Annotated in this window: 22 protein-coding genes and 1 pseudogene; 8 read left to right on the plus strand and 15 right to left on the minus strand. The window is 62.9% G+C overall.

Features of this window, described 5'->3' with window-relative positions; translation table 11 throughout:
• A pseudogene (locus KVY23_RS13395) lies at window positions 1–612 on the plus strand (hypothetical protein); the annotation flags it as partial.
• Between the two features lie 6 nt (window positions 613–618).
• Complete coding sequence (locus tag KVY23_RS13400; protein WP_230556898.1) at window positions 619–1,398, plus strand: class F sortase; 780 nt, start codon at window positions 619–621, stop codon at window positions 1,396–1,398.
• A gap of 19 nt (window positions 1,399–1,417) precedes the next feature.
• Here the strand turns inward: KVY23_RS13400 and KVY23_RS13405 are convergent, their stop codons facing one another.
• The 10 genes from KVY23_RS13405 to KVY23_RS13450 all read right to left on the minus strand — a co-directional run bounded on the left by KVY23_RS13405 (window position 1,418) and on the right by KVY23_RS13450 (window position 9,909).
• Window positions 1,418–1,774, minus strand: a complete 357-nt coding sequence (locus tag KVY23_RS13405; protein ID WP_075838119.1) for an HNH endonuclease — start codon at window positions 1,772–1,774, stop codon at window positions 1,418–1,420.
• A gap of 54 nt (window positions 1,775–1,828) precedes the next feature.
• Entirely contained in the window at window positions 1,829–2,305 is a 477-nt protein-coding gene (locus KVY23_RS13410; protein ID WP_230556900.1) for a carboxymuconolactone decarboxylase family protein, read from the minus strand.
• The gene (locus KVY23_RS13415) at window positions 2,302–3,654 is read right to left on the minus strand and encodes a rhodanese-like domain-containing protein (RefSeq protein ID WP_230556902.1); all 1,353 of its coding nucleotides are present in this window, start codon (window positions 3,652–3,654) and stop codon (window positions 2,302–2,304) included. Before KVY23_RS13415 ends, KVY23_RS13410 begins: the two co-directional genes overlap by 4 nt.
• A 23-nt stretch (window positions 3,655–3,677) precedes the next feature.
• Entirely contained in the window at window positions 3,678–3,947 is a 270-nt protein-coding gene (locus tag KVY23_RS13420) for a metal-sensitive transcriptional regulator (RefSeq protein ID WP_230556904.1), read from the minus strand.
• 71 nt (window positions 3,948–4,018) lie between these two features.
• Window positions 4,019–4,792 (minus strand): sulfite exporter TauE/SafE family protein, encoded by a 774-nt coding sequence (locus KVY23_RS13425; RefSeq protein WP_075838117.1) that lies wholly within the window; start codon window positions 4,790–4,792, stop codon window positions 4,019–4,021.
• Window positions 4,792–5,211, minus strand: a complete 420-nt coding sequence (locus KVY23_RS13430; RefSeq protein WP_206511606.1) for a DUF302 domain-containing protein — start codon at window positions 5,209–5,211, stop codon at window positions 4,792–4,794. Before KVY23_RS13430 ends, KVY23_RS13425 begins: the two co-directional genes overlap by 1 nt.
• Before the next feature lie 22 nt (window positions 5,212–5,233).
• Window positions 5,234–7,375, minus strand: a complete 2,142-nt coding sequence (locus KVY23_RS13435; RefSeq protein WP_230556905.1) for an MMPL family transporter — start codon at window positions 7,373–7,375, stop codon at window positions 5,234–5,236.
• 320 nt (window positions 7,376–7,695) lie between these two features.
• Window positions 7,696–8,190, minus strand: coding sequence for a DUF1990 family protein (locus KVY23_RS13440; protein ID WP_230556906.1), 495 nt, complete (start codon window positions 8,188–8,190; stop codon window positions 7,696–7,698).
• A 35-nt stretch (window positions 8,191–8,225) separates the two neighbouring features.
• The gene (locus tag KVY23_RS13445; protein ID WP_230556907.1) at window positions 8,226–8,843 is read right to left on the minus strand and encodes a TetR/AcrR family transcriptional regulator; all 618 of its coding nucleotides are present in this window, start codon (window positions 8,841–8,843) and stop codon (window positions 8,226–8,228) included.
• Window positions 8,844–9,198: 355 nt separating this feature from the next.
• Complete coding sequence (locus KVY23_RS13450; RefSeq protein WP_230556910.1) at window positions 9,199–9,909, minus strand: MerR family transcriptional regulator; 711 nt, start codon at window positions 9,907–9,909, stop codon at window positions 9,199–9,201.
• 106 nt (window positions 9,910–10,015) lie between these two features.
• Here KVY23_RS13450 and KVY23_RS13455 point away from each other — a divergent pair, with 106 nt between their 5' ends.
• A complete protein-coding gene (locus tag KVY23_RS13455) occupies window positions 10,016–11,173 on the plus strand; it encodes an erythromycin esterase family protein (protein ID WP_230556912.1) in 1,158 nt (385 codons plus the stop codon).
• 22 nt (window positions 11,174–11,195) lie between these two features.
• On the opposite strand, the gene KVY23_RS13460 is transcribed toward KVY23_RS13455, so the two are convergent.
• Entirely contained in the window at window positions 11,196–12,323 is a 1,128-nt protein-coding gene (locus KVY23_RS13460; RefSeq protein WP_230556914.1) for a beta-mannosidase, read from the minus strand.
• A 347-nt stretch (window positions 12,324–12,670) separates the two neighbouring features.
• Between KVY23_RS13460 and KVY23_RS13465 the strand changes: the two genes are divergently transcribed.
• From KVY23_RS13465 to KVY23_RS13480, 4 genes are read left to right on the plus strand one after another with little or no spacing between them, the layout of a single operon-like run.
• A complete protein-coding gene (locus KVY23_RS13465; protein WP_230556916.1) occupies window positions 12,671–14,608 on the plus strand; it encodes a hypothetical protein in 1,938 nt (645 codons plus the stop codon).
• Window positions 14,605–16,122, plus strand: coding sequence for a hypothetical protein (locus tag KVY23_RS13470; protein WP_230556918.1), 1,518 nt, complete (start codon window positions 14,605–14,607; stop codon window positions 16,120–16,122). The genes KVY23_RS13465 and KVY23_RS13470 overlap by 4 nt, the downstream gene beginning before the upstream one ends.
• Window positions 16,092–17,600, plus strand: coding sequence for a glycosyltransferase (locus KVY23_RS13475; protein WP_230556920.1), 1,509 nt, complete (start codon window positions 16,092–16,094; stop codon window positions 17,598–17,600). Before KVY23_RS13470 ends, KVY23_RS13475 begins: the two co-directional genes overlap by 31 nt.
• The gene (locus tag KVY23_RS13480) at window positions 17,597–19,237 is read left to right on the plus strand and encodes a glycosyltransferase family 39 protein (RefSeq protein WP_230556922.1); all 1,641 of its coding nucleotides are present in this window, start codon (window positions 17,597–17,599) and stop codon (window positions 19,235–19,237) included. Before KVY23_RS13475 ends, KVY23_RS13480 begins: the two co-directional genes overlap by 4 nt.
• Window positions 19,238–19,258: 21 nt before the next feature.
• On the opposite strand, the gene KVY23_RS13485 is transcribed toward KVY23_RS13480, so the two are convergent.
• Both KVY23_RS13485 and KVY23_RS13490 read right to left on the minus strand, forming a co-directional pair.
• Complete coding sequence (locus KVY23_RS13485; RefSeq protein ID WP_230556924.1) at window positions 19,259–19,747, minus strand: GNAT family N-acetyltransferase; 489 nt, start codon at window positions 19,745–19,747, stop codon at window positions 19,259–19,261.
• A 26-nt stretch (window positions 19,748–19,773) separates the two neighbouring features.
• Window positions 19,774–20,787 carry a GlxA family transcriptional regulator gene (locus KVY23_RS13490; protein WP_230556926.1) on the minus strand — a complete coding sequence of 338 codons (1,014 nt, stop codon included), beginning with the start codon at window positions 20,785–20,787 and terminating at the stop codon, window positions 19,774–19,776.
• 53 nt (window positions 20,788–20,840) lie between these two features.
• On the opposite strand from KVY23_RS13490, the gene KVY23_RS13495 reads away from it, so the two are divergent.
• Window positions 20,841–21,242, plus strand: coding sequence for a cupin domain-containing protein (locus KVY23_RS13495; RefSeq protein WP_230556928.1), 402 nt, complete (start codon window positions 20,841–20,843; stop codon window positions 21,240–21,242).
• Between the two features lie 31 nt (window positions 21,243–21,273).
• Here KVY23_RS13495 and KVY23_RS13500 read toward each other — a convergent pair whose 3' ends face one another.
• Together KVY23_RS13500 and KVY23_RS13505 are read right to left on the minus strand one after the other, a co-directional pair.
• Window positions 21,274–21,921, minus strand: coding sequence for a bifunctional 2-polyprenyl-6-hydroxyphenol methylase/3-demethylubiquinol 3-O-methyltransferase UbiG (locus tag KVY23_RS13500; protein ID WP_230556930.1), 648 nt, complete (start codon window positions 21,919–21,921; stop codon window positions 21,274–21,276).
• Window positions 21,922–21,925: 4 nt separating this feature from the next.
• Window positions 21,926–22,906, minus strand: coding sequence for a glycoside hydrolase family 25 protein (locus KVY23_RS13505; protein ID WP_230556931.1), 981 nt, complete (start codon window positions 22,904–22,906; stop codon window positions 21,926–21,928).
• Window positions 22,907–22,987 lie beyond the last annotated feature (81 nt).

Below are 22,987 nucleotides of genomic sequence, written 5' to 3' on the forward strand. Positions count from 1 at the left end.
ACCACCACCACAGACGAGACCACCACAACCGACGAAACAACCACCACCACAGACGAGACCACCACAACCGACGAAACAACCACCACCACAGACGAGACCACCACAACCGACGAAACAACCACCACCACAGACGAGACCACCACAACCGACGAAACAACCACCACCGATCAGACCACCACCACAGACCAGACAACAACCGACCAGACCACCACGACCACCACGGGCCCGACCACCACGACCAACACCGCTCCAATCGTCATACCGCCAGTGATCATTCCCCTTCCGGATATTCCGGGCGTACCACCGGTGATCACGATCCCGCAGATTCCCGGCTTGCCCAATGTTCCAGGAGCACCGGAAGCACCGGGCGCGCCAGGAGCACCAGGTGGGCCAGGAGCACCGGGTGGGCCGGGAGCACCGGGCGGGCCAGGAGCACCAGGAGCGCCGGGCGGACAGATCACGCAGGTACCTCAGGGCCCGGTGGAGACCGGTGATGGAAGTACCGCCGTCCATGCCTCGGCCGACGGCGCGCCCAACGGCACAGCCATCGCGATGGTGGTCACATCTGCCGCCGTCGGTGCCGGGATCCTCGCAATTCGCCGCCGACGCTGATCAACCATGAAGATGACACCACTCAGGCGTAGCGGAAGTCCTGAACGCAGCTCCCACGTGGTGACCCGGTTCAGGGTCACCACGGCGGGGGCTGCGGCCGCGGCGATGCTCATGGTGCCGCTTGTCAGCGGATGTGCGGGTGCACCGGATTCGAGTCCTACGGTGCCGTCGGCGACCTCGCCGACGACCTCACTGAACGAGCAGGCGAGCCCGGGTACTACAGGTGAACTGGGTGCGCCGGCGCTACCTCCCGGCGACGAGGCGCTTGCTCAGCCGAACGGCGAGGCGCTAGCTCAGCCGTACAATGCCGCCGCAGCCGTCCCCGTCGCATCCTCCGTTCCGGTCCGAATCCAGATACCGTCGATCGGGGTCGACTCCGACCTGATGGGGCTCGGGCTGCAATCCGACGGCACAATGGAAGTCCCGCAAGGCGGGTTCCCCGGTGGTTGGTACACCGGCTCACCGACACCTGGCGAACTCGGCCCTTCCATCATTGCGGGCCATGTCGACTGGGGCGGAAGTCCCGGGGTTTTCTACCGACTGCGGGAACTTGCGAGCGGCGACTCCATCACGGTCACCCGCGAGGACGGCAGCGTGACGGTGTTCGTGGCAACCGACATTCGGCAGTATCCGAAGGCCGAGTTCCCGACGCAAACGGTGTACGGCGATATCGATCATGCTGGTTTGCGTTTGATCACGTGTGGGGGCGCCTTCGACAGCAGCGCCTCGAGCTACGACGACAACATCATCGCCTATGCCGCCCTCTCCGAAACGATCATCCCGTAACGCAGCTTACGAACCGGCCTTACACGTCGCCGAATCGATCAGCTAGTTCACGGTTGATCTCGACGAAACGCTCCAGGAAACGGCGCTCGTCCAGTCGTTTCCGGCGCAGCCACGTGGTGACCTCGGCATTGCACTTGCTCGCATTGCACGACGGGCACACCGGAACGACGTTGCCGAGCGTGTAGCGGCCACCGCGCGAGATCGCCTGGACGCAGTCCTTCTGCATCGAACTCGCATCAGCACCGCAGTACGCGCAACCACCCCACGCCTGCTTGATTGCGCCCCATTGAGCGAGAGTGAGGTCATTGTCGGCGGTCGCCACTCGCTTCTTTCGCCGACGATCGGCACGCGCTTTTCGACTTCGAGCGACAACCATGCGGCCACTCTATTCGCGCGATGCCCAGCAAGCCGATCGCGGTAGTAGCCGGCCTCAGTTCGACGGGGCGTCGCGATGGGTCACGGGATGCTGACTGAGGATCGAAATCCGGTTGAACGCGTTGATGATCGACGCCGCATGCAGGAGCACTGCGAGCTGGTCGTCAGAGAGTTGCCCACGGATGCGGGCATAATCCGGATCGGCGAGGTGGTCGGTTGCGACGTTTGTGACGGCCTCGGCGATTTCAAGCGCGGCCCGGTCGATCTCGGAAAACACCTCGGTCTCCCGCCAAGCCGGCAGCACACCGAGTTGCTGAGCGGTGACGCCTTCCTTCACCGCCAACCGGGTATGGAGGTCGAGGCAGAAAGCGCAACCATTGATCTGCGAGGCACGCACATTCACCAGTTCCAGCGTTGCGCGGCTCAGGCCGATCTCGGCAGCCTTCGTACGGCATTCGCGTGCCGCGGCAACGAGCGCCTTGTAGATCTCGGGCTGCTGCTTGTCTGCGTAGATACGACGGTCGTCGCTCACTGGGCCGGCGCTGCGTTGTCGAAGTCGTCGTCGACGAGCACGACGGTCCGGTCCGCGCGGTCGAGGATCGATGCGGCGATCGACGCCCGGTAGCCGGAGGCGCAGTGCACCCAGATTTCGCCTGCCGGTACGTCGCCGACGTGGTGCGGGAGCTGGTGCAGAGGGATGTTGACGGCACCGTCGAGATGCCCGTCGGCGTATTCGGACTCCGCCCTGGTGTCCAGCACTACGATGTCGCGCTCGGCAGTGGCTGCGGCGAGACCGTCGAAGTCGGAGACGCTGTAGGAACGCAACTCTTTGTCGCCGACGAGTGAACGGACGTCGCCGACGGCCGATCCGGATGGGCTGTCGATGCCGATGCGGGCCAGTTCCCTGGTGGCATCCAAGATCTGATCCGCATCCTCGCCGATCAACGTCAGCGGGGCGCCCCATTCGTAGAGCCAGCCGAGGTAGGTGACGAAGCTCTCGGACAGTTCGAATCCGAGGCTGCCGCCTACGTGTCCGGCGGCGAATGCGGTACGAGCACGCAGGTCGACGACCCATTCACCGGCGTCGATCCGGCTGCGAAGAGCCTGCGGGTCCACCGGTTCGGGCATCGACAGGTCGATGGGCCTCGGCCCTGCGGTGTTGATGACACCCATGTGCGCGTAGTAGGCGGGATACGCCCCCAGCCCGGCGATCAGCTCGTCGACGTAACTCTTTTCATCCTGTGTCAGAGCGGGATTCGAGTTCTGTTGTTCGCCGATTGTCGAGGATTCCCCAGTGGTGGGGGTGGCCGAGCAGAAGCTGCCGAACCCGTGGGTGGGGTACACCTCGGTGCCGGATGGCAATTCGTCGGCGATGCGCCGCACGGAGTGGAACTGAGCGTGAGTGAGCTCGTCGGTGTGATCGGATCCCAGCAGATCCGTGCGGCCGGTTGATCCGTAGAGCATGGAACCTCCGGTGAACACCGCGACGGGCTTGTCTGCGGCGTCGCGCAGTACGTAGCTCACATGGTGATGCGTGTGCCCAGGGGTATGCATGACCTGCAGAGAGACCCCGCCCATCGAGACGATGTCACCGTCGGCCACCGCTCGCCGCTCGTACTCCACCGGATCGCCCTCGGGGACGACGTACTGCGCTCCCGTTGCGCGGGAGAGCTGCAGCCCGCCGGTGACGTAGTCGTTGTGGATGTGTGTTTCCAGAACGTGCGTGATCCGGACGTTCTTCTCGCGGGCGAGGGCCTCGATGCGGTCGATGTCTCGTTGCGGGTCGACCACGGCGCCAGCACCATCATGGCTGATCAGGTAGCTGCGATCACCCAGGCTCGACGTCTCGATGATGGCAATGTCAGGTTCCAGTGTGGTCATGGTGGTCCTCTCAGGCGAGAAACTCAGGCCAGTGCGAGGAAGAGCTTCTCGAGTTCTGCTTCGGTCATGGGTTCTTTGCTGTCTGCGGCCTCACCGCTCATGCATTCGCGCAGTCCGGTCGCGACGATCTTGAAGCCCGCTTTGTCCAGCGCATGCGATACCGCGGCGAGCTGGGTGACAACGTCCTTGCAGTCGCGTCCGTTCTCGATCATCCCGATCACACCGGCCAACTGGCCGTGGGCGCGTCGCAAGCGGTTCAGTACGAGTGCAATGCTGTCTTCGTCGCCGATCATGATGTTCTCCTTGTTGTATCCGGAAGTTTGTATCCGGAGCCCCCAGCGTACCCCTGGGGGCATAGTTCTCGTTATCCCAGGAAAATCAGGTCGACGAGGATGTAGCCCGCCACCAAGAAGACCAGGTACGCGAACCATTTCCGCAGCCTGTCTGCGTCGATACGCTCACTGAACCTGCCTGCCAACAGCGACCCCACAACCGCCGCCCCGGCGAACAGACCGGTCAGCAGCCAGTTGCCGCCGAGTCCGTCCGCCTGAGCGATCAGCCCGGCCGCCGAGTTCGCGACGATGATCACCAAGGACGTTCCGATGGCGATGCTCATCTCGATCCCGAGCAGTAGTACCAGCGCCGGGATGATCAAGAACCCGCCGCCGACTCCGAAGAGTCCGGTGAGGATTCCGACGACGAATCCTGTTGGAATGGCCCGCGGTGCGCAGCGTCGCCAATTGATCTTGGACTCCCCTGTAGAGCAGGCTGTTCCGACATTGTCGTTGCTGGTCAACATCCGTACTCCTGCGACGATCATCACCACTGCGAACCCGGCCAGGACGGCCGCGTCGGGCAGCTGGCGACCGATGATGCTGCCGAGGAGCGTTCCCGCGATGCCGGTTACAGCGAAGACGCCCGCGAGCCGCCACTGGATCCGATGTGCCCGCATCTTGGATACGGCGCCGGTGGCCGCTGCGATTCCGACGACGAGGAGCGACGTCGGAACAGCCTCGGACAGGGGAAGATCGAGCGCATAGACCAAGACCGGGACGGCCAGGATCGATCCTCCCCCGCCGAGCAGCCCGAGGAGTACCCCGATGACAGCACCGAACAGCAGCGCCAGCGCCAGAGTCATCAGGAAGCGGAACTAGCCTGGCCACCGAGCGCGTCGATTGCAGCACGCAACTTGGCAGTCGCTTCGTCTGCTACCTGGCGCAGCCCGGGTTCACCGGTGACCTCGACCATGATCTCGGGGTTCATCGCTTCGACGATCACCGCTCCCGGTGTTGCGGTGTCTTCACGGACAACCACATTGCATGGCAGCAACAAGCCGATCTGCGGCATGACGCCGACTGCGCGGTGTGCCAGGTTCGGGTTGCAGGCGCCGAGAATGCGGTACTTCTCCATGTCCTCGCCCAGCTTCGCTTTGAGCGTGGCCTGCATGTCGATCTCGGTGAGAACGCCGAAGCCCTGTTCGGACAAAGCCGCGGTGACCTTCTCGATGGCGGTGTCGAACTCCGTGTCGGCGAGTGTGGTGGACAGTGCGATGTTCATGCTTCTCCTTGGAGTCGGTATTTCAGTGCGCGAACTTGATCGACGGCAGAATCTTGCGCAGCCAGGCTGGGGACCACCATGCCGCGTGCCCCGTCAGACGGAGGAGCACAGGTAGCAGAATCAACCTTACGAGCAGTGCGTCGAGCAGAACCGCGACGCCGAGGATGATGCCCATCTCTTTCGGCGGCAGCGGGTCGGACAGAGCGAAAGTGAAGAACACCGCAACCATCACCGCTGCCGCGGCGAGGATGACGCGTCCCGAGTGCGCAAGTCCGTCCACCTGTGCAATCCTCGCATCCCCGGTGCGTTCGTAATGCTCTTTGGCTGTGGCCAGCAGGAACACCGTGTAGTCCATCGCTATCGCGAAGATCATCGCGAAGAAGAACACCGGTCCCCACCCGTTGAGGAACCCCTGCGGGGTGAAACCGAGCAACGAAGCGCCGTGACCGTCCTGGAAGACGAGCTTGGCGACACCGAATGCTGCTGCGGTGGACAGCAAGCTGACCGACGTTCCCAGGATGGCTATCAGCGGTGCCTGCAATGCCACGAGCAGCAACAGGAACCCGAGCACGAGGATGACTCCGACGACCAGGGGCAGGTAGTCGTTCAGTGCCTGCTGGAGATCGAGGTTCTCCGCGGGTGCACCACCCACCAGCGCTGACTCGGGGAGTTGGGTACGTAGGTCGTTCATGATCGTGCCCATCGACTCGTCCGAGGGATCCACCGTCGGAATTGCCTGCAGCAAGGCGTAGCCCGAGCCGTCGGTAGCGACCTGCGGCGGAGTGACCATAGCGATGCCGTCGACCTGCGATGCGGCCGCCGCGGTGGCGTCGGCATCGGCTGTGGACGAGACGATCTGGAGCGCACCGGGCGCACCGTCGCCGAACTGCGTCTGGACCAGTTCGTATCCCTGACGCACCGGGGCATCCTCCGGCACCACGGAGATCGACGGCATTGCGACCTTCAAGCCGAGCACCGGCAGCGCAAGCACGATCAGAATTCCCACCGAGGCGACCGCGAACGGGACCGGATGCTTGTGCAGCAACTCACCCCAGGCCGCGAACTTCGGTGAACGGTGCGTCTGACGCTTTGCATAGGGCAGGGATACTGCGTTGACTTTGTTTCCGAGGCCACCCAACGCCGCGGGGAGCAACGTCATGGTCGCCAGCAGCACGAAGGTGACGGCCAGCATGATCCCTACGGCCATGGTTCTCACCGCAGGTGCAGGCACCAGAAGCACCGCCGACAGGCTGACCAACACAGTAATTCCGGATAGGACAACGGCTTTGCCCGCCGTATCCATCGTCACGCCCACGGCCGTTCGGGCATCGGCTCTCTTCAAGGCGTCACGGAAACGAGCGACGATGAACAGCGCGTAGTCGATACCCAGCGCCAGGGCGAACATCATCGCGAAGTTCATGGCCCACACCGAAATCGGAGTGACACTGTTGAGAAGAACGAGCCCACCAGCCGATGCGACGAGACCGGCGATGGTCAGCAGCAAAGGCAATCCTGCCGCGACAAGCGAGCCGAACGCGAGAATCATGATGGCCAAAGTGACGGGCCAGGAGACCAACTCGGCAGCGATCATCGCGTCGTGGTTGGCCTTGTTGAAGTCCGACCAGAGCGCCGACGAGCCCGTCGGATAGACCTCGATCCCGTTGCCCGACAATGCCGTCAGCTCGCCCTTGACCTCGTCGACGGCGGCAACCATCTCGTCGGTGGTGCCGTCTGCGCCAGCGATGAGGATGCCGGTCCGACCGTCGGGGCTGATCGTCATGCCCGGTTGCGGCGGAATGATCTCGCCGAAGCGGTCATCGGCGGAGAAGATCGCGGTGGCCTCTGTCAGCGTCTGCTGCACGGCCGGATCATCGATCGTTGTGTTGTCCGCGTGGACCACCACCTGAACGGCAGCCGACGAGTTCCCACCGAAGTGCTCCTGCGCTAGTTCACGCACCTGCACGGACTCGGAGCCATTGGCCTGCCATCCCGCGCCCGCCAGGGACGTGAACACGGACGGGGCGAAGGAGCCCAGCACAACCAGCACGAGCAACCATGTGCCGAACACCCAGCGGCGTCGGTCGACCATGACACCACCGAGGCGACCCAGCAGGCCGGGCGAGGTGACTTCGGCCGGTTTGGGCCGGTCGAGCTGCGTATACATCTATCTCCTTATACGGGCATGGGTATATTGACGAGCAAAAAATTGGGCGCTCAGCGACGAAAGAACGAGCGCTAGGATTCCGCCGGAGCACAGGAGCAGCGCTGCCGCTCCCGAACGTTCAGTCCGCATCCCGACCACGTCGTTCTACCGCATCGATTGCAGGCAACGGCTTGACACATAGCAGACCTCCTTGTCCAGGGCGTGTCCCCACTGTGCCACATACCCTAGGGGGTATGCAAAACGGGCGGTCCTTGATCGTCACAACACCACCTCTTGTTCACACCCGAAGCTTGCGCTGTAAAGAGGTGGACGGGTTGTGACTACCTGGGTGTAGCCGACTTCCTCAGCGCAGCGACGTACCGGTCGGTGAACACTTGCTGGACAATGCGAGCGACCGGACCACCCAGCCGCGTGTACCACCTACCCGGACGCGAGAAAGCAGCGATGACGGCATAGACCCCGTCGTCCGACGGATCGAACTCGACGACGAACAACTCCTCACCCATCTCCGGGTGCCCGGGCAAAGTTCCGTAGGCAAACCCCGACCGATTGTCCTCCGCCACAACGTAAACGACGCGGCACGGAATCTTCACCGGCCCCAGCTTCAACGTCACGGCGGAATCCACCTCAGCAGTCGGCGTCGACGCCTGCACACGCAACCCAGCCCCGCGATGCATGTCCCACCTCGACAACGCCGCCGCGGCCGCGTCGAAGGCAGCGCGCCCGGACGCTATCCGAACCCTGCGCTCGACGTGATGAAACCCTGCCGGAAGCGGGCCGCGAGTGCCACCGACCTCGTTGTACGTGAAGTCCATGGCACCAGCATGCCAGGGGTGGTGCTGGCAGCTCGCTATACGTCCGGGGACCAGCGCTCCATCAGATAGCCGTGCAGGAGCTCGAGCACAGCCTCCGAGCACAAATGCTCCGGATACGTGATCGCCTGCAGCGTCAGACCATCGATGAATGCGTGCAGCTGGGCCGCCGACCGCTCGTCGATTTCAGCACCGAATACCTCCTCCGCCGATCGCGGAAGATCGATGCCTTTCAAGTGCGCCCACGCCACTCTGCACAGGTAGCGTTCGCCGAACCATCCCGCCGTCTTCAACGTTGCAAGGCGATCATCGAAGCGTGCCCGAGTGAGAGCCTCGAGCCACACACTCACCTCGACCGAGCGGTCGTCGTCGAGTGGAAGCATCTCCTCGAGTACCCGCTGGGCGCGCGCGAGCCCATCCCCCTCGTCAGGATGGCTTTCGAGTCTCGCGACTATTCGCGATGTCATGGCCTGAGCTGCAAAGATGAGCAGTTCGCCCTGGTCGGAAAAGTAGTGCCTCAGCGAACTCGGCGAGACGCGTGCCTCGGCGGCCACACTGCGCACTGTCGCGCTGTTCATGCCGGACCGCGAGATCACGCGCCAGACAGCGGCCACTAGCTCGGCCTTCCTGGCGTCGTGATCGACAATTTTCGGCACGTGATGTTCCTAGCACAATCGCTGTTCGTGTTTTATAGTACAGCTGTGCGAAATAGCGCTCGGGGCAGATCACCACACCGTTGTTTGCGGTCGGCCTCGCGCTGAGCGAAGGGAAAATCATGGGCAATTCGGCGATTCGTTCCGTTTCCATCATCACTTTCGGAGCCATCCTGGCTGCCTTCTTCTGGGACCTGGACGTTTTCTGGTTTCAGGGCGGTCCCATCGGACTGTTCCTGATTGTCCTCGGGCTATGGGACCTCTGGGAAGCCCGACCTGGCCGCCCGCCCCGACGGGGAATCTTGCAAGAACTTCGCGACGAGGTAGTTGGGCCGATCCGAAATGATCTGGACGACAATCAAGACCGGCACGATCGGTAGTCCTCGAGCAGGCCCAAGTAGGCATCCAGCTGCGCTGCCCCGTTGAGCAGGTTACGACTACGCGCGGAGAATCGGTCCTGCCACTCGTCAAGGAAGACTGCCAACGCTGCCGCTCCTCCCGCCTCGCGAAGCGAGGAGACGAACTGCGCGATTCGACGCAACGGGTAGCCACCCCGGCGCAACTGACGTGCGACCTCGGCGTCGCGCACGCACTCGGCGTCGTACATGCGGTATCCCGTGACTCGGTCGCGACGAGGGTGCACTATTCCCGCAGATTCCCAGGTGCGCAGGGTGGCAGCGTGCATGCCGAGGCGCCGGCCAAGCTCGCCGACCGTCAGCGACTGACCTGCGGCCGACCGAATTGCGGTGACCGTGAGTCCGCCGAGGGCTGCCGCCGACTCGGCTCTCCTCGCACGTTCGGTGTGCAACTCGACGTGAGCGAGATCGATGAGCCGGTACCCCGCATCGGTGTCGCCGCGGTTGACCGCCCGCAGAATCTCCACTGAGCGCTGATAACCGTGGCCTCGGCGAAGTGCGAGGAAGGTGCGCAATGCTTGGGCGTGGACCGGGGTGTAGCTCCGATAGCCCGACTCGCTCCGCGCTGCCGGCGGGAGGACGCCCGCCTCCTCGTAATTGCGGATCGCCTGCGTCGACAAAGCGTGTCCCCTCGCCAGGTCGACGGGTCTCATAAATCACCTCGGTTTGAAGCTTTTCGGACAGATACCTGTACAACAACCAGAAAGCCCCAATGGAGCACTCAACGATAGCGTCGAAGGCAGCCAGAAGGGAACAATCATGTCAATCTCACTGCTCGACATCGCACGACAGGTCGACAATCCAACGAGCCTCGGCGCTGCCATCGACGAACTCCTCGCCGATCAGCCAGTGAGCCTGCTCGGCCTCGGCGAACCGACCCATGGGGTTGCGGCGTTCCCGTCGCTGCGCAATGAGCTGCTTGCGTGCCTTGTCACCCGGGGATTTCGGTCGGTAGTACTGGAGACCGACAGTTTCGCCGCATCGATCGTCGACGAGTACGTATGCGGTGGCAACGTGCTTCTCGACGAGGTGCTTGCCACTGGGTTCAGCCATGGATTCGGCGCGCTACCGAGCAACCGCGAACTCGTCGAATGGTTGCGCGATCACAACTCCGGTCGGGCTCCTCAAGATCGAGTCCGTTTTCGCGGCTTCGATGCGCCGGTCGAGTATTCGGGTGCGCCGAGTCCGCGGACCGCACTGGAATCACTGATCGGTTGTCTCCCATCAACTCTCCTGCCCGACTCCATCCGCGACCTCGATGCGCTCATCGGAGACGAAGCCGACTGGACCAACCCGGCCGCCATGTACGACGCGTCGGCCTCGATCGGCAGATCCGATCGAGGCCGACAATTGCGCATCATGGTCGACGAGCTAGCCGAGATCCAGATCCACTCGGAACTGGCTGTCCCCGAGGCAGATCAGGTCGTCCGGACCGCACTGGGCTTGCTGGGCTATCACGAGGCGATGGCGACCCCAGGGCCCGATCGCATGGACAGACTGCTCAGCGTGCGCGCCGAGATGATGGCCGAGAATCTCCTCGCCATCGTCGCCAAGGAGGAACGCGGATCCACACTGGTGTTCGCGCACAACGCACATCTGCTGCGCGGACCGGTCGACGGCGGCTGGGTCAGCGCCGGCGCTCTGGTCGGGCAGGAATTGGGTTCGAGCTACATGTTCATCGCAACCGACGCCAACCCCGACAGCAGACCCGGCACGCTCGCAGGATTGCTTTCCGACGCCACCGCCCGCCGCGCTCTGTTCTCGACTCACGCTCTCCTCGAAGTCCTCCCGCCGACGGTGGAGGTGGGCCAGCCGATGCTCCCCGGCCACCTGCCTCTGAAGCCGGCAGACTTGGATGGGGCAGACGCGGTTCTATTTCTCTCGGAAGTCGACGCGCAGCGACACCAGTACTGGTAGTCGAGCAGGGCTGGCCCTTCTATCAACTGCCCAACGCGGGCCACCGGACGGCGGTAATTACCTGCCACAGTGGATCCTCGGGCCCGATGTCGAAGGTGCATTCCTGCGGCCTGGGGTCGGGGACGAATGCCCACAGCAGCGCCCCAGCCGTACCGGCGGAACGTTGGCCCGTGATCTTGGTTTCGATGCTCGTGGCTCGCTCACCGATATCCTTGCATGACCCCGCATTTTCGCCGATCTCGGCGACCAGCAGCGGTTTACCGACGTCCGACGACTGGGCTATGCGTCGCGCAAGACCGTTCCATTGGTCACCGGGCAGCGGAACGCCGTCGGCGCCGTAGTCGTGATACTGCAAAACGTCGACGAATGGCGACTCTGCTAGGTATCCGTATTCGTCGCCCTGACTCCCGCACTGTCCACCACCTGTCAGTCCCGCGGTGATCAGCGTTTGCGAGTCGTGGGCGCGCAGTCCGGCGCCTGCCGAGTCGAAGAAATTGCGCAATATCGCGGCCGCGTCGGGTGTGCAAGTGCGGGTCCACCATGAGCACGCGGCATCTGTGCAGGTACTCGTCTCCGGTTCTCCGATCAACTCCCAGGCGGCCAGCACTGGCGAGTCCTTCCACCGATCGACAGCGGTGTTCATCCACTGTTCGAAACTGAGCAAGGCCGGCGCCGTTGGCGGGGCGGTCCAACCGTCCACGTACCACTGCCGACCCTTGAATACATCGCCTTCGCATGCCCCGTCCTGGGGGGCCAGCACGGGGATCAGCAGTTGATCGTGAGCTTCCGCGGCGGCGAAGACGGCGTCCATGGGTCCGAAGTCGAGTTGCCCGGTGAAGCGGTTGATCGCGAGCGCTTGAAACGCGTTGAACCGCGTCAGCGAGTGAGCCGGCAGAGCGGAGAAGAAGCTGTCGAGATCGACCATGGCCCCGCAGCCGGCGTTGACCGACCAATCCGTGGCCAGTTGATAGGCGTTGAATCCGGTCGGCCACCAGGGCTCCCCGTCCAGAGATAGGCCTGCGGAGTCGGCTGCGACACGGCTGCCCGGGTCGGGCGCGGCCGAGACCGGCGCTGCGGTCGAGAGCACCCCGGTGAGGAGGATCGCCGCAGCTCCAACCACAAGCGATCGCAGAACATGGGTGCGCGTCATTGCATGAGACTAGCTGGGCATGCGGGACCTTGCCGTTCGATCGACGGTTCCGAAAAGCCCTGCACATCAGCGGGAAACAGACCGTGAGCACGCAAAATCGTGCGCTTGCGGGGCGTTCACGTTTCTTTGCCACTCGTTTCAACCGACAACAACGGCAACGACGTCGAATCCGGTGCATCTGAACCAAATTCATCGTCCAGGGAGTCACAGCCGGGCCGGAACATGGGTCATAATCGATCGACACCAGGAACCATCTCCGCTTCGAAGGCCGGGTCTATTCTCCTATGTCGCCATTCACTCGCGTTCGCTCTCGTGGCTTCGTCCGAACAATCGCGGTCTCTGCCCTGATGGCGACAGTGCTGGCACAGTCGGCTCCTGCAATGGCCCAGGATCAGGACGTCGAGATATCACCGTCCGCTGAAGCGACATTCGGCCTCGACCAACTCGGCCTCGGCAGCACAATCGAACTGAGCGCCCTCGGATCACGCACGCAGTTGACGATGCCAGTGCCCGAAGGCACCACTCCTGCGGAACTGACGGCGATCGCGACCGTCCCGGCCTGGCTGAGTCGCGGTTGGATCGACATCGAAGCTGCTGGCAGGCCGCTCTCCCGCATACTCCTCGACAACACTGCGCCGACCATGCCGGTATCGATACCCCTCTTCGGAGCACCCATCGTGGACGGTGCCGTCACCGTCGACTTGTGGTCGACTCTGATTTCGGACGACCTCTACTGTCCCGACTTCGATGCCAATCCAGTACGTCTGTTCGATGCCGTCGTCACATACAACGGCACACCCTCCGTTCCGCGAACCATCTCCGAGTTCCTGCCCCCGCTGCTTCGTCAGCTGACAGTGTTCGTGCCGAGCGAACCCGACCGCGACGTCATCACGGCGGCAATGTCGTTCACCACGTCCGTCGTCTCGTACTACGGCGCACAACCAGTACGCGTCGTGGTTCGTCCGGCGAACGAGTTGCAGGGAGCCGACGTGGACGGCCCATTCGACCGGTCCGTTGTGCTGGCGTCGAACACCGATCCCGGTGCCGAGTTGATCTACCCGGACGATCAGTCGCCACCGCGGTTGTTCGTCACGGGGTCCGGAACGAGGCTGATCGATCAAACACGACTCATCACCAGTGCCATTTCGCAGCTCGCGGTGACCACCTCCGCTCTGGCGGGCGCCTCGGCTCCCTCCCCGATCCTGGCGCCGGACGTCACCACGCTCGACGATCTCGCCATCGGAACGGTGACCGGCATCGGCAGTGGCTCGGCCACCGCATCGATCGCGCTGGATCAAACCCGTCTCGGACGTTCGACGTCCGGGCTTTCCGTCCATCTGATCGGTAGTTACAACCCGGGCCCTGGATCAGTGACTGCTTCTATCGGGGGTACGACGGTCGCCGATTGGGCTGCCGACGACATGGGACGCATCGATCGATGGATCGACATCCCAGATTCCTCCTTGGGCCGCGTCACTACCGTCGACGTCACAGTCACTCACCCCGTCAACGGAGCGCTGGAATGCGGAGCCCTGGTCGGCGCCAAGGTCACCATCGACGGTTCGACGTCGGTACGGTCCACGAAGGCGTCGCCGACGACGACCCTCGGATTCGATTCCATGCCACAGTCTTTGATGCCACGCTTCAACGTCGCGCTGAGCGATTACACGTTCGCCGATACCGTTCGCGCGGTGACGATCCTGAACGGGTTGCAGCGCCTGTCTACCAGGCCTCTTCTGCCGAACGCAGTATCGATCGACGACGCACTCGACAGTTCGGATCCCACCCTGATCATTGCGCCCGGCGGAGACCTGCCCGATTCGATCACGCTGCCGCTCTCGTCCGCCGACGGCGAAACCTTCACGGTCACCGGAACCGAGAACAGCGCCGAGCTATCTGTCGACACGCAGCTGCCCTACGCCGCCCTGCAGGTCGCGGCACGGAACGATGCGGCGCTCATGGTCGCCTCGTCGGCTGACGCACCCGCGGAACTCGACAGGCTGTTGGCCTGGCTGGACTCGGACCCGACGCGATGGTTCGAACTCTCCGGCGACATCTTGTTCTCCGCACCGGAGATCGAGCCGGTTTCTCTGTCCAGCAACGAACTTGCGAGCTCGGAGACGAGTACAGCGACGGACACCGAGGACAACGGAATGGGTCGCGGCGGGCTGATCGCACTCGGGATCGGCGCACTCGTTGTATTGGTTGCCGCCGCGGCCGCACTGCGCTGGAGGCTGCGATCGGATCGAGGCGGTCACCGTCGCGGTGACACACAGGCACCATGACCGCGGCCACGAGCACTGACACGGTTGCAGACCGAGGACCACTCCCGCGGTGGTGGGCTCGTCCCGCCGCGGTAATCGTTTTCCGATGGAGCTTCCTACTGGGATACACGGTGGCGGCGTTCATGCCGACCTGGCTTCGGCTGGCGCGCGAAGCGTCCGATGGCGCTATCACCGCTTACATCTTCGTGTTGCCGCTGCTGGCCGCAGTCGCCGCACAGGGTGTTGCGCGTCGCCGCTATGGAGAGCTCCCGATCCATGATCGTCAGACCGACAACATCGTCGGCGGGTTGGCGTTGATCGTGGCAGTGGCAGTCAAGGCCCTGTGGATGCCGCGCTACGCCGACCAGTATGCACTCGCCCATCTCGATGTGTTGTCGGCACTGGTGTTCTTCTTCGGTGGATCGATCCTGTTGTTCGGGCTTCGGCCAGTGGGCAGGTTCTGGTCCGTATGGCTACTGTTATTGACGTTGAGCCCCTTCATGTATCGGCTGATTGCCATCGGCCTCGGCGGCGGTCGCTTTGCCTACGGGTCGGTCTTGGTGCTGCTGGCAGGACTCGCCGGTGCCATAGCAGTGGGGCGCACCCCTAGGCGCGGTTGGCTCGGCTTCCTGTGCACGACCTTCACCGGACTTGCACTGTTGATCGTCGTCTTGAGGTACTGGCCCACAATCGACATCGTCTGGTTGCAGATCCTCCCGACGGTAGGCGCCGCCGTCGCCACCGGTAGCGCATTCTATGTCGCCGCTCGACGCGGTGTACTCGGTGAACGTCCTCGGCGACGACTTGCGCCGTCGACAGCGAAGTGGTCGCTGAGCTCCTATGCGGTCGTGCTCGCGGCGGCGGTCGTTCTGTACGTGATCCCACTTCCCCCTACGGTGACGGTCTCGAATACAGTCGGCCCGCCCGGATCGACCTCTGTTCCGCTGGCTGCACCGACCGGCTGGACCCGAACCGATATCGAGGAATTCGACTGGGTGCGTGCCTTCTTCGGCCAGAGTTCGACTCTCGTACGCGAACGCATGCGTGCCGACGAGGGAAATCCCACGTGGGACACCCATTCCCGGCCAAGAACAGTGGTCGTCGATGTGCTGTCGACGACCAATCGCGCAAGCCTGGCGGTGTACCCCGAGAGCACGCTGTACCAGTTGTCCGGAACCCGCACGAGTCCGAAAGTCCATGTCGCGCTAGGCCACGACGTCACCGGCCAGCTCTACACCTCTGTCAGCGAGGCATTGCTTCTGAGTTGGACCAAACTCGTCTTCACGTGGGTGCGAGGTGCCGTCACGCAACGGGTGACGATCATCAGCGTCGACAATCACGAGGACGACGCCGAGTTTCCTCAGCCAAGACCGTCGATGACGTCGAATCTTGGCACCAGCATCTCGACCTTTCTGCGCGGAAATGCGATCACCACGGATGCGAATCCCGAATACAAGGACTTCGATCTTCTGACGTCGTTCGCCACCGCGCTCGTCCGGGCTCAATGGCTCGCCAACCCCGAGGCCGAGCAGTGAGTAGACCACGCGTCGGCGAGGAGTCCGAGGAGTTTCGGGCCGCCGCGCTCGACGATGCTGTCAACGGCCTCGCGCGCCGACATCCGCTGGCCTCGGCCGCAGTGGCGTTCGTTCCGTGGCAGAAGTACACGGCAATTTCCGTCGCCGCACTGATCGCCATCAGCGCCGTACTGGCTCCGCTTCCCACTCTCATCACCTTGACCGTGATCTGCATCCTCGGGTACACGGCCATGATGATCGACAGACTGTTGATCTTCTCGCGTGGGCTCGACGCGTCGGCCATCGTCACTGTGACCGACGAACAGGCGCGTGCCGTGCCCGACCGAGACCTGCCCTGTTACACGATTCTCGTTCCGGCCTACAACGAACCCGAGGTAGTCGGCGACCTCATCGCTGCGATGACGAGCCTCGACTACCCGGCCGACAAACTTCAGGTTCTCTTGCTACTGGAGGAAGACGACGACGTCACCATCGAGGCGGCGAAAAACAGCGGCGTCGGAGACGTCGTCGACATCGTCCTGGTACCGGCAGGCGATCCTCGTACCAAGCCCAAGGCCTGCAACTACGGTCTCCATTTCGCCACCGGATCGATCGTGACCATCTTCGACGCGGAGGACCTCCCTGAGAGGCTGCAGCTGCGGCGGGTGGTCGCTGCCTTCGCGTCGCTGCCCGAGACCGTGGCATGCATTCAAGCAAAGCTGGCATTTCACAACGGTTCTCAGAACCTGTTGACCGGCTGGTTCACCGCCGACTACGCGTTGTGGTTCGGCTATCTGCTGCCCGGATTGATGAGAAGCGCCTCACCGATCCCACTCGGCGGAACGTCGAATCATCTGCGCCGAGACGTGATCGAGGAAGTTGGAGCGTGGGACGGCTTCAATGTCACCGAGGATGCTGATCTCGGTGTGCGGATCGCCGCATCTGGCTACTCCACGGCGGTGTTGGATTCTACGACGCTCGAGGAAGCGAACAGCGACCCGATCAACTGGGTGCGCCAACGATCCCGCTGGTACAAGGGCTACCTACAGACATGGCTGGTGCATATGCGTCGACCGCGCGAGACGTTCCGCGCCCTCGGACCGGTCGGAACGTACAGATTCACTCTGCTGCTGGCAGGAACACCGATCACAGCCTGCATCAACATGATCTTCTGGTTCACCACCGCGGCATGGATTCTCGGGCAGCCGGACTTGATAGCAGCTCTGTTTCCGCCCTACATCTACTACTTGTCGCTGGTATCACTGATCTTCGGCAACATCGCCACGATCTACATGTACTTGATCGCCAGCCGGGAGAGCGACAACGCCTATCTACTGGTTCCGAGCCTGACGATGCCGCTGTACTGGGTGATGATGAGCGTCGCTGCGATCAAGGGCTGCTGGCAGCTGATTCGCAACCCGTCCTATTGGGAGAAGACATTTCACGGCCTGTCCGTTCCCGGTTCCACAAAAGAGACGATCGACGAGCCGGCATCATGAGCCGGCGTGAAACCTGGACCGTGTTCGCGGCGTCTCTGGCGGTCTATCTGGGCGTCGGACTGACATTGAGCTTGCGCTACGGATATCTGCTCGGTGACGCACTGGCCCGTACCTCGGCGGCGCAGGCCGTACTGTTCAGCAGAGATCCGCATGTTTCCGCAATCGGGTATATCTTCACGCCGTTGACCGCGCTGGCTCAGCTTCCATTGGTTGCGTTCTCGTCGTGGCTGCCGGCCATCACGCGCTGGAATATCTCCGCGATCGCGGTGTCGGCGTTGTTCATGGCAGGTGCCACCGTGATGATCTACGGCATCTGCCGCGACCGAGGGCTCACGAAACCGTACAGTTCAATTATCGCAGCGGTTTTCGCGCTGAACCCGATGATCGTCTTCTTCGGTGCGAACGGCATGAGCGAAGCGCCGTTCCTGTTCTTCGCGTGCTGGGCAGCACGCCGACTTATCCGCTGGGTGCACACAGACGACGTTCATGACCTCGTTTTTGCAGGAATCGCGCTGGCGCTCGCCTATCTCACGCGGTACGACGCGGTGGCCGCGATCGCCGCGACAACATTTCTGGTAGCAGGCGTGACCGTCATGAGGCAGGGGCGAGCGAAGTGGCGGACAATGCGGCGACGCGCGCTGCTCGACGCAGTGCTCGTGGCGGGACCTGGCTTCAGCGCTTTCGTGGTGTGGACTGCCACGAGCTGGTTGATCACTGGGGAAGCTCTGGCGCAGCTGTCGTCGAACTACGGCAATGCGGCCATCCTGGAACAGTCCGGCGGCGGGGCGACGGGAACGCTCCTCGGCAACACCGCGTTTGTGGTCACCGCCATCGTGGTGCTGGGCCCGACGCTACTGATCGCGGGACCGGTTGCTGCGGTACTCGCGCACCGTCGACGCGACCTGGAGTTCCTGGTGGCGCCGGTCATGTTCGGTAGTGTGCTCGCCTTCCAGGCATTCAGCTACATAACCGGATCCACCTTCGGGTTCCTCCGTTTCTACATCTGCGCGATACCCCTCGCCGCCATCGTGGTGGTCCAGATATTCGCCCCGCAAGGCAACCCCGAAACCCGCCGCACGGGCAAGTTCCATCGCTCGCGGTCCGAACATGCGACGGCAAAAACCGGTGTCAGTGCGGCGCTGGTGGCGCTGTCGGTGGGGGGCATGATGGTGACCGGGTGGGCAATGCTGCAGCCGAGCCTGTCCGCTCAGCAGTACGCACTGCGGTACTTGTTCGACGAAAACCCCTCTGCAGACGCGGACGCCTTGGCAGCACGGCGCATCATCGACTCGTTCTCCACGGAACGAGAACTGGCCGCCTACCTCGACTCTCAGAATCTGCCCGAGGGATCGATCCTCGTCGACACCGTCTACGGCTTCGCCGTCGTCGCGGCGTCCTCGCGACCCGACCAGTTCGTCGTTCCCTCGGATCAGGATTTCACGACGATCCTCAATGATCCAGCCGCCGCGGGCGTGCAGTACCTATTGACCGTTCCCAACAGTGGACGCGGCGAATCGGACGCAATCAACCGCCGCTACCCCAGCATTTACGACAACGGTGCTCTGGAATTCTCGTTCGTATTCGAAGCGCCCAATGACGGTGCAGATCAGCCCGACTGGAGGCTGTACGAGGTGTGATGCGGTGTTGGTGGGAGACCGTCACCGTAGGAACTTCTCGAACAACACCACCTCGAATCTTCCAAGATCTCGAACGCCAACCTCCGAGAAACCGAAGTTGCGGTAGTACCGGCGCAGCGCCGGATTCGTTTCGGCGCAGTCGAGTCGGAGGGTCTCCGCGCCTTCATCGCGCGCATGGCGCGCGGCCCATGTCAACAGGTCGCGTCCCAACCCGACGCCGACAAGACTACGGTCGATGACCAACCCGTGCACGTAGGCCGCCCGGACTGCGCTTTCACCCCAGATCTCGGGATCGGACCAGATCAGCCTCACTGCCCCGATAATCTGAGCAGATCGAGAATTCCGAGCAACGAAAAATTCTCCCCGCAGCACTTGCTTTTCGATCACCGTCAGAGGTACCTCCCGCGGTGTCCATTGATCGATGCCCCGTGCCCGAAGCCAATCCTCGGCGGCGTGCCGAAGCGTCAGTATGGTGACGGCGTCGCGCGCGATTGCGGGATGAATCTCCACGGCAACACCTTCCTGATGATCGGAATTCAGCGGACACCACTCTCGAGGTCTCTGCTTCCTACTCCGAAACGTTGGCGATACGCCGACGGTGTGAGCCCGGTTTCGCGTCGCATCAAAGTTCTCAGTGTCGCGGTGGTTCCCAATCCAGCGGCGCTGGCCACAGCGTTCAGATCCATATCTCCTCGCTCGATAAGACTGCAGGCCAACCGTACTCGCTCGCGATTGAGCCAGGAGTGCGGCGTCGTATTGAGCTGGGCAAGAAACCGTCGATGCAGTGTTGCGGTGCTGACGTGTGCGCGCCGTGCAAGATCGGCGACGGTGATCACTTCACACAGATTCTCGATGGCCCAGTTCGTGGTCGATGCCAGCGACTCGTCGGCGGTCACAGGAACGGCTTGTTCGATGAATTGCTTCTGACCACCGTCGCGGTTGGCGTTGAAAACCAAGCGTCGGCTCACGGAGTTGGCAACCTCTGTGCCGTGATCACGTCGCACCACATGCAAGCCCAGGTCGAGCGCAGCTGCGCTGCCTGCAGCGGTGAGGATGTCGCCGTCGTCGACGAACAACACGGCTTCCTCGAACACGACCGTCGGAAAACGATGCCGGAATGCAGCCGCCCACTGCCAGTGCGCAGTTGCTCGTCGGCCCTCGAGCACCCCTGCTTCTGCGAGTGTGAATGCACCGCTGCAGAATCCGATGAGCCTGGCGCCACGTTCATGGGCCCGCCGAACGGCGGCAAGCACTTCCTCACGACGTGGCACATCGGTGTCTGGACGATTCGGAACGATCACAGTGTCGGCTTCCTCCACTGCGGTGAGATCCTCGACGCCGGAGAGCGTGAAGAATCCTTCGCGCATCCTGGTGTGCGTCTCCGGCGCGCACAGCCGAAAGTCGTACAGCCTCCCTCCGAGTTCGGGTCGGTCGATTCCGAACACCTCGGTAGCGCAGCCCAGTTCGAATGGGTTGGAGTTGTCGTCGACGATCACCACCACTCGGTGGAGGCCATTCCCGCCGCCAGCCTGAGAGGTTTCTTTCGACACATGCAATTTATAGCCCTCACGGCACGGGCGCGGCTGGCATGAGGATAGTAGCCATGACTTCGAACCCGGTCGATCTACACCGCGCCTTTGCTTCTTTCGATACCGAATGGAGCCCGCACATAGTCACGCGCGTCAACGACTTCGACGTCCGCATCGTCAAGATTCGCGGCGAGTTCGTCTGGCATCGCCATGTCGACACCGACGAGTTCTTTCATGTGATCAGCGGCGACGTCGACATCGCGCTGCGGGACGACGACGGTCGCGAACGCGTCGTGAACCTCACCGAAGGTTCGGTGTTCACCGTTCCGCGAGGGACCGAGCACAAGCCATCATCGATTTCCGGCGCGCACGTTCTGCTGTTCGAACCGTCGGACACCGTGAACACCGGCGACGAGCACGACGACATCCCCAGTCACATCTCCTCTACAACCGGACGCGTCATGTCGGCAGGGTGACGCGGAGTGCGATGGAGATCCACGAGAATTGCTACTTCGGTACGTCGTAGACGAGACAGTATCGCCAGAACAGGCGACGCCGGATGCGGGCACCGGGGAGTATCCGTTGCACCTCGCCCACTATCTCTGACAAGCTCTCGCGCGGCTCGAGCGTGGGTGCTGATACGTCGGACGGCAAAGTTCCCGCCCTGCGGTGATTCTTGATGAACCCGAGGATGGGGTTCGAGACCACAGAGATCAGGCCGAAGGCTGCATCGACCGGACCGGCTTGCCGGTAGCAACCGATGACCACGACTCGACCACCGGGGTTGGTCAGCTCACGGAGTCGCGCCAGCGCCGACGTCAACGGTAGGTGATGTAGAACGGCGACAAGAACGACGGCGTCTGCCCTGAGGTTTCCGTTCACCTGATCGAAGCTACGCTGCTGGATGGTCACTGCTTCATCTTGTGCAAAGCGGTGAGCGGCGTAGCGCGCACAGTGCGCGTCGGGCTCGATGCCGATCACGCGATCAACTCGATGTCTCATGAGGTCGACAAGATTGCCGGTCCCGCATCCGATGTCCAGCACAGTCCGCGCGTTCGATTCAGCGACCTTGTTCGCGACCCATGGTCCGTAGAAGTCGTTGTGACTCCACGGGTAGCGCTGGTTCAGCTTGTCCAGCCAAAGCAGTAGCGACACCGCGCTAGTCCTCCGAGCTCCGCCGCAGAAGTTCGAGTATCTCCTCGTTCTGCCGCTTGATGTGCGCGATGCCGTCGACGAGGGTGCGTGTGGGCACGTCACTGGTGGGGCCGTCGCCGAGCTGTTCCCACCCTTCGAAATTGGGTCCGCCACCGAGCTGAGCGAGGATGACCGAAACCGCCTCGGCGAGGAATCGATTGCGGCTCGGGTCGGTCTCGACGGCCCGTCCGAGGATCTCGAGCCCCCTACCTTCGGGGCCGAACAGTTGCCCTGCGATGGCTGCTGCTTCGTCTGCCATATCGAATCGCTCCTCGGGGTACTCATCTCCGAACAATGCAGCAAGTTTGCGGTCGTTGCCGCGGAATGCGTTGACGTCGATCAACTGTCCGGCAACAACACCGGACTCCGAAAACTGCAGAATCTCCACTGGTCGACCGCCCATGTCGGCCCATCCTCCGCGCCCCCCTCCGCTCCCGCGCAACGGCGCCCAGTCATCACCCGGGTACAACCGGGACGCGTAGTCACTGCCGCTGACATAGTCGCTGTTCCAGATCCCCATGGGGAGACGATCGAGCGGAGCGCGGCCCATTCGACTTTCCCAGAACCAGCGAGGCAGATACACGGGGAGGAAGCGCTCAAAACCGACGGCTCGATACGCGTCGATTCTGCGCAGCAGATCGTCCACCGAGCCGCCGTTGACGGTGTCCTCGTAGTCGACCTGCAGTGGAAAGTCCGCGGAGCCTGCATGCTCGCGAAGAACGCGGGCTTCACTGGCCGGATCGGTGTTGGTTCGGCAGTAAACGTACCCGCCCCAGCGTCCGGGAAAATGGCGCTCCATCTCACCGCGCGCCCTCGGCCAGTACGAGTCACGGTAGCCGCTGCCCTCCGAGATCTTATGAGTGGCAAACGAGAATCCCTCGCGTCGAGCAGCAGCAAAGTCGAAGTTCCCCTGGTGATTGCTGACGTCGATGCCGAACAGGGTCATGGCCAAAGCCTAGCGCTGCCGTCCGACCGCCCCCAGCTTCTTCCACGATGGAGGTCGGTATGCTTTACTCATTCCACTAAC

It is taken from the genome of Rhodococcus sp. I2R (assembly GCF_020889545.1).
Lineage (GTDB): Bacteria > Actinomycetota > Actinomycetes > Mycobacteriales > Mycobacteriaceae > Rhodococcoides.

Coding starts and splice junctions, on each gene's coding strand:
- KVY23_RS13405 (WP_075838119.1), bottom strand. CDS start 1,774: ATGGTTGTCGCTCGAAGTCGAAAAGCGCGTGCCGATCGTCGGCGAAAG.
- KVY23_RS13465 (WP_230556916.1), top strand. CDS start 12,671: ATGGCGACAGTGCTGGCACAGTCGGCTCCTGCAATGGCCCAGGATCAG.
- KVY23_RS13505 (WP_230556931.1), bottom strand. CDS start 22,906: ATGACCCTGTTCGGCATCGACGTCAGCAATCACCAGGGGAACTTCGAC.
- KVY23_RS13475 (WP_230556920.1), top strand. CDS start 16,092: ATGGCTCGCCAACCCCGAGGCCGAGCAGTGAGTAGACCACGCGTCGGC.
- KVY23_RS13400 (WP_230556898.1), top strand. CDS start 619: ATGAAGATGACACCACTCAGGCGTAGCGGAAGTCCTGAACGCAGCTCC.
- KVY23_RS13435 (WP_230556905.1), bottom strand. CDS start 7,375: ATGTATACGCAGCTCGACCGGCCCAAACCGGCCGAAGTCACCTCGCCC.
- KVY23_RS13440 (WP_230556906.1), bottom strand. CDS start 8,190: ATGGACTTCACGTACAACGAGGTCGGTGGCACTCGCGGCCCGCTTCCG.
- KVY23_RS13495 (WP_230556928.1), top strand. CDS start 20,841: ATGACTTCGAACCCGGTCGATCTACACCGCGCCTTTGCTTCTTTCGAT.
- KVY23_RS13415 (WP_230556902.1), bottom strand. CDS start 3,654: ATGACCACACTGGAACCTGACATTGCCATCATCGAGACGTCGAGCCTG.
- KVY23_RS13480 (WP_230556922.1), top strand. CDS start 17,597: ATGAGCCGGCGTGAAACCTGGACCGTGTTCGCGGCGTCTCTGGCGGTC.
- KVY23_RS13420 (WP_230556904.1), bottom strand. CDS start 3,947: ATGATCGGCGACGAAGACAGCATTGCACTCGTACTGAACCGCTTGCGA.
- KVY23_RS13450 (WP_230556910.1), bottom strand. CDS start 9,909: ATGAGACCCGTCGACCTGGCGAGGGGACACGCTTTGTCGACGCAGGCG.
- KVY23_RS13455 (WP_230556912.1), top strand. CDS start 10,016: ATGTCAATCTCACTGCTCGACATCGCACGACAGGTCGACAATCCAACG.
- KVY23_RS13470 (WP_230556918.1), top strand. CDS start 14,605: ATGACCGCGGCCACGAGCACTGACACGGTTGCAGACCGAGGACCACTC.
- KVY23_RS13425 (WP_075838117.1), bottom strand. CDS start 4,792: ATGACTCTGGCGCTGGCGCTGCTGTTCGGTGCTGTCATCGGGGTACTC.
- KVY23_RS13430 (WP_206511606.1), bottom strand. CDS start 5,211: ATGAACATCGCACTGTCCACCACACTCGCCGACACGGAGTTCGACACC.
- KVY23_RS13460 (WP_230556914.1), bottom strand. CDS start 12,323: ATGACGCGCACCCATGTTCTGCGATCGCTTGTGGTTGGAGCTGCGGCG.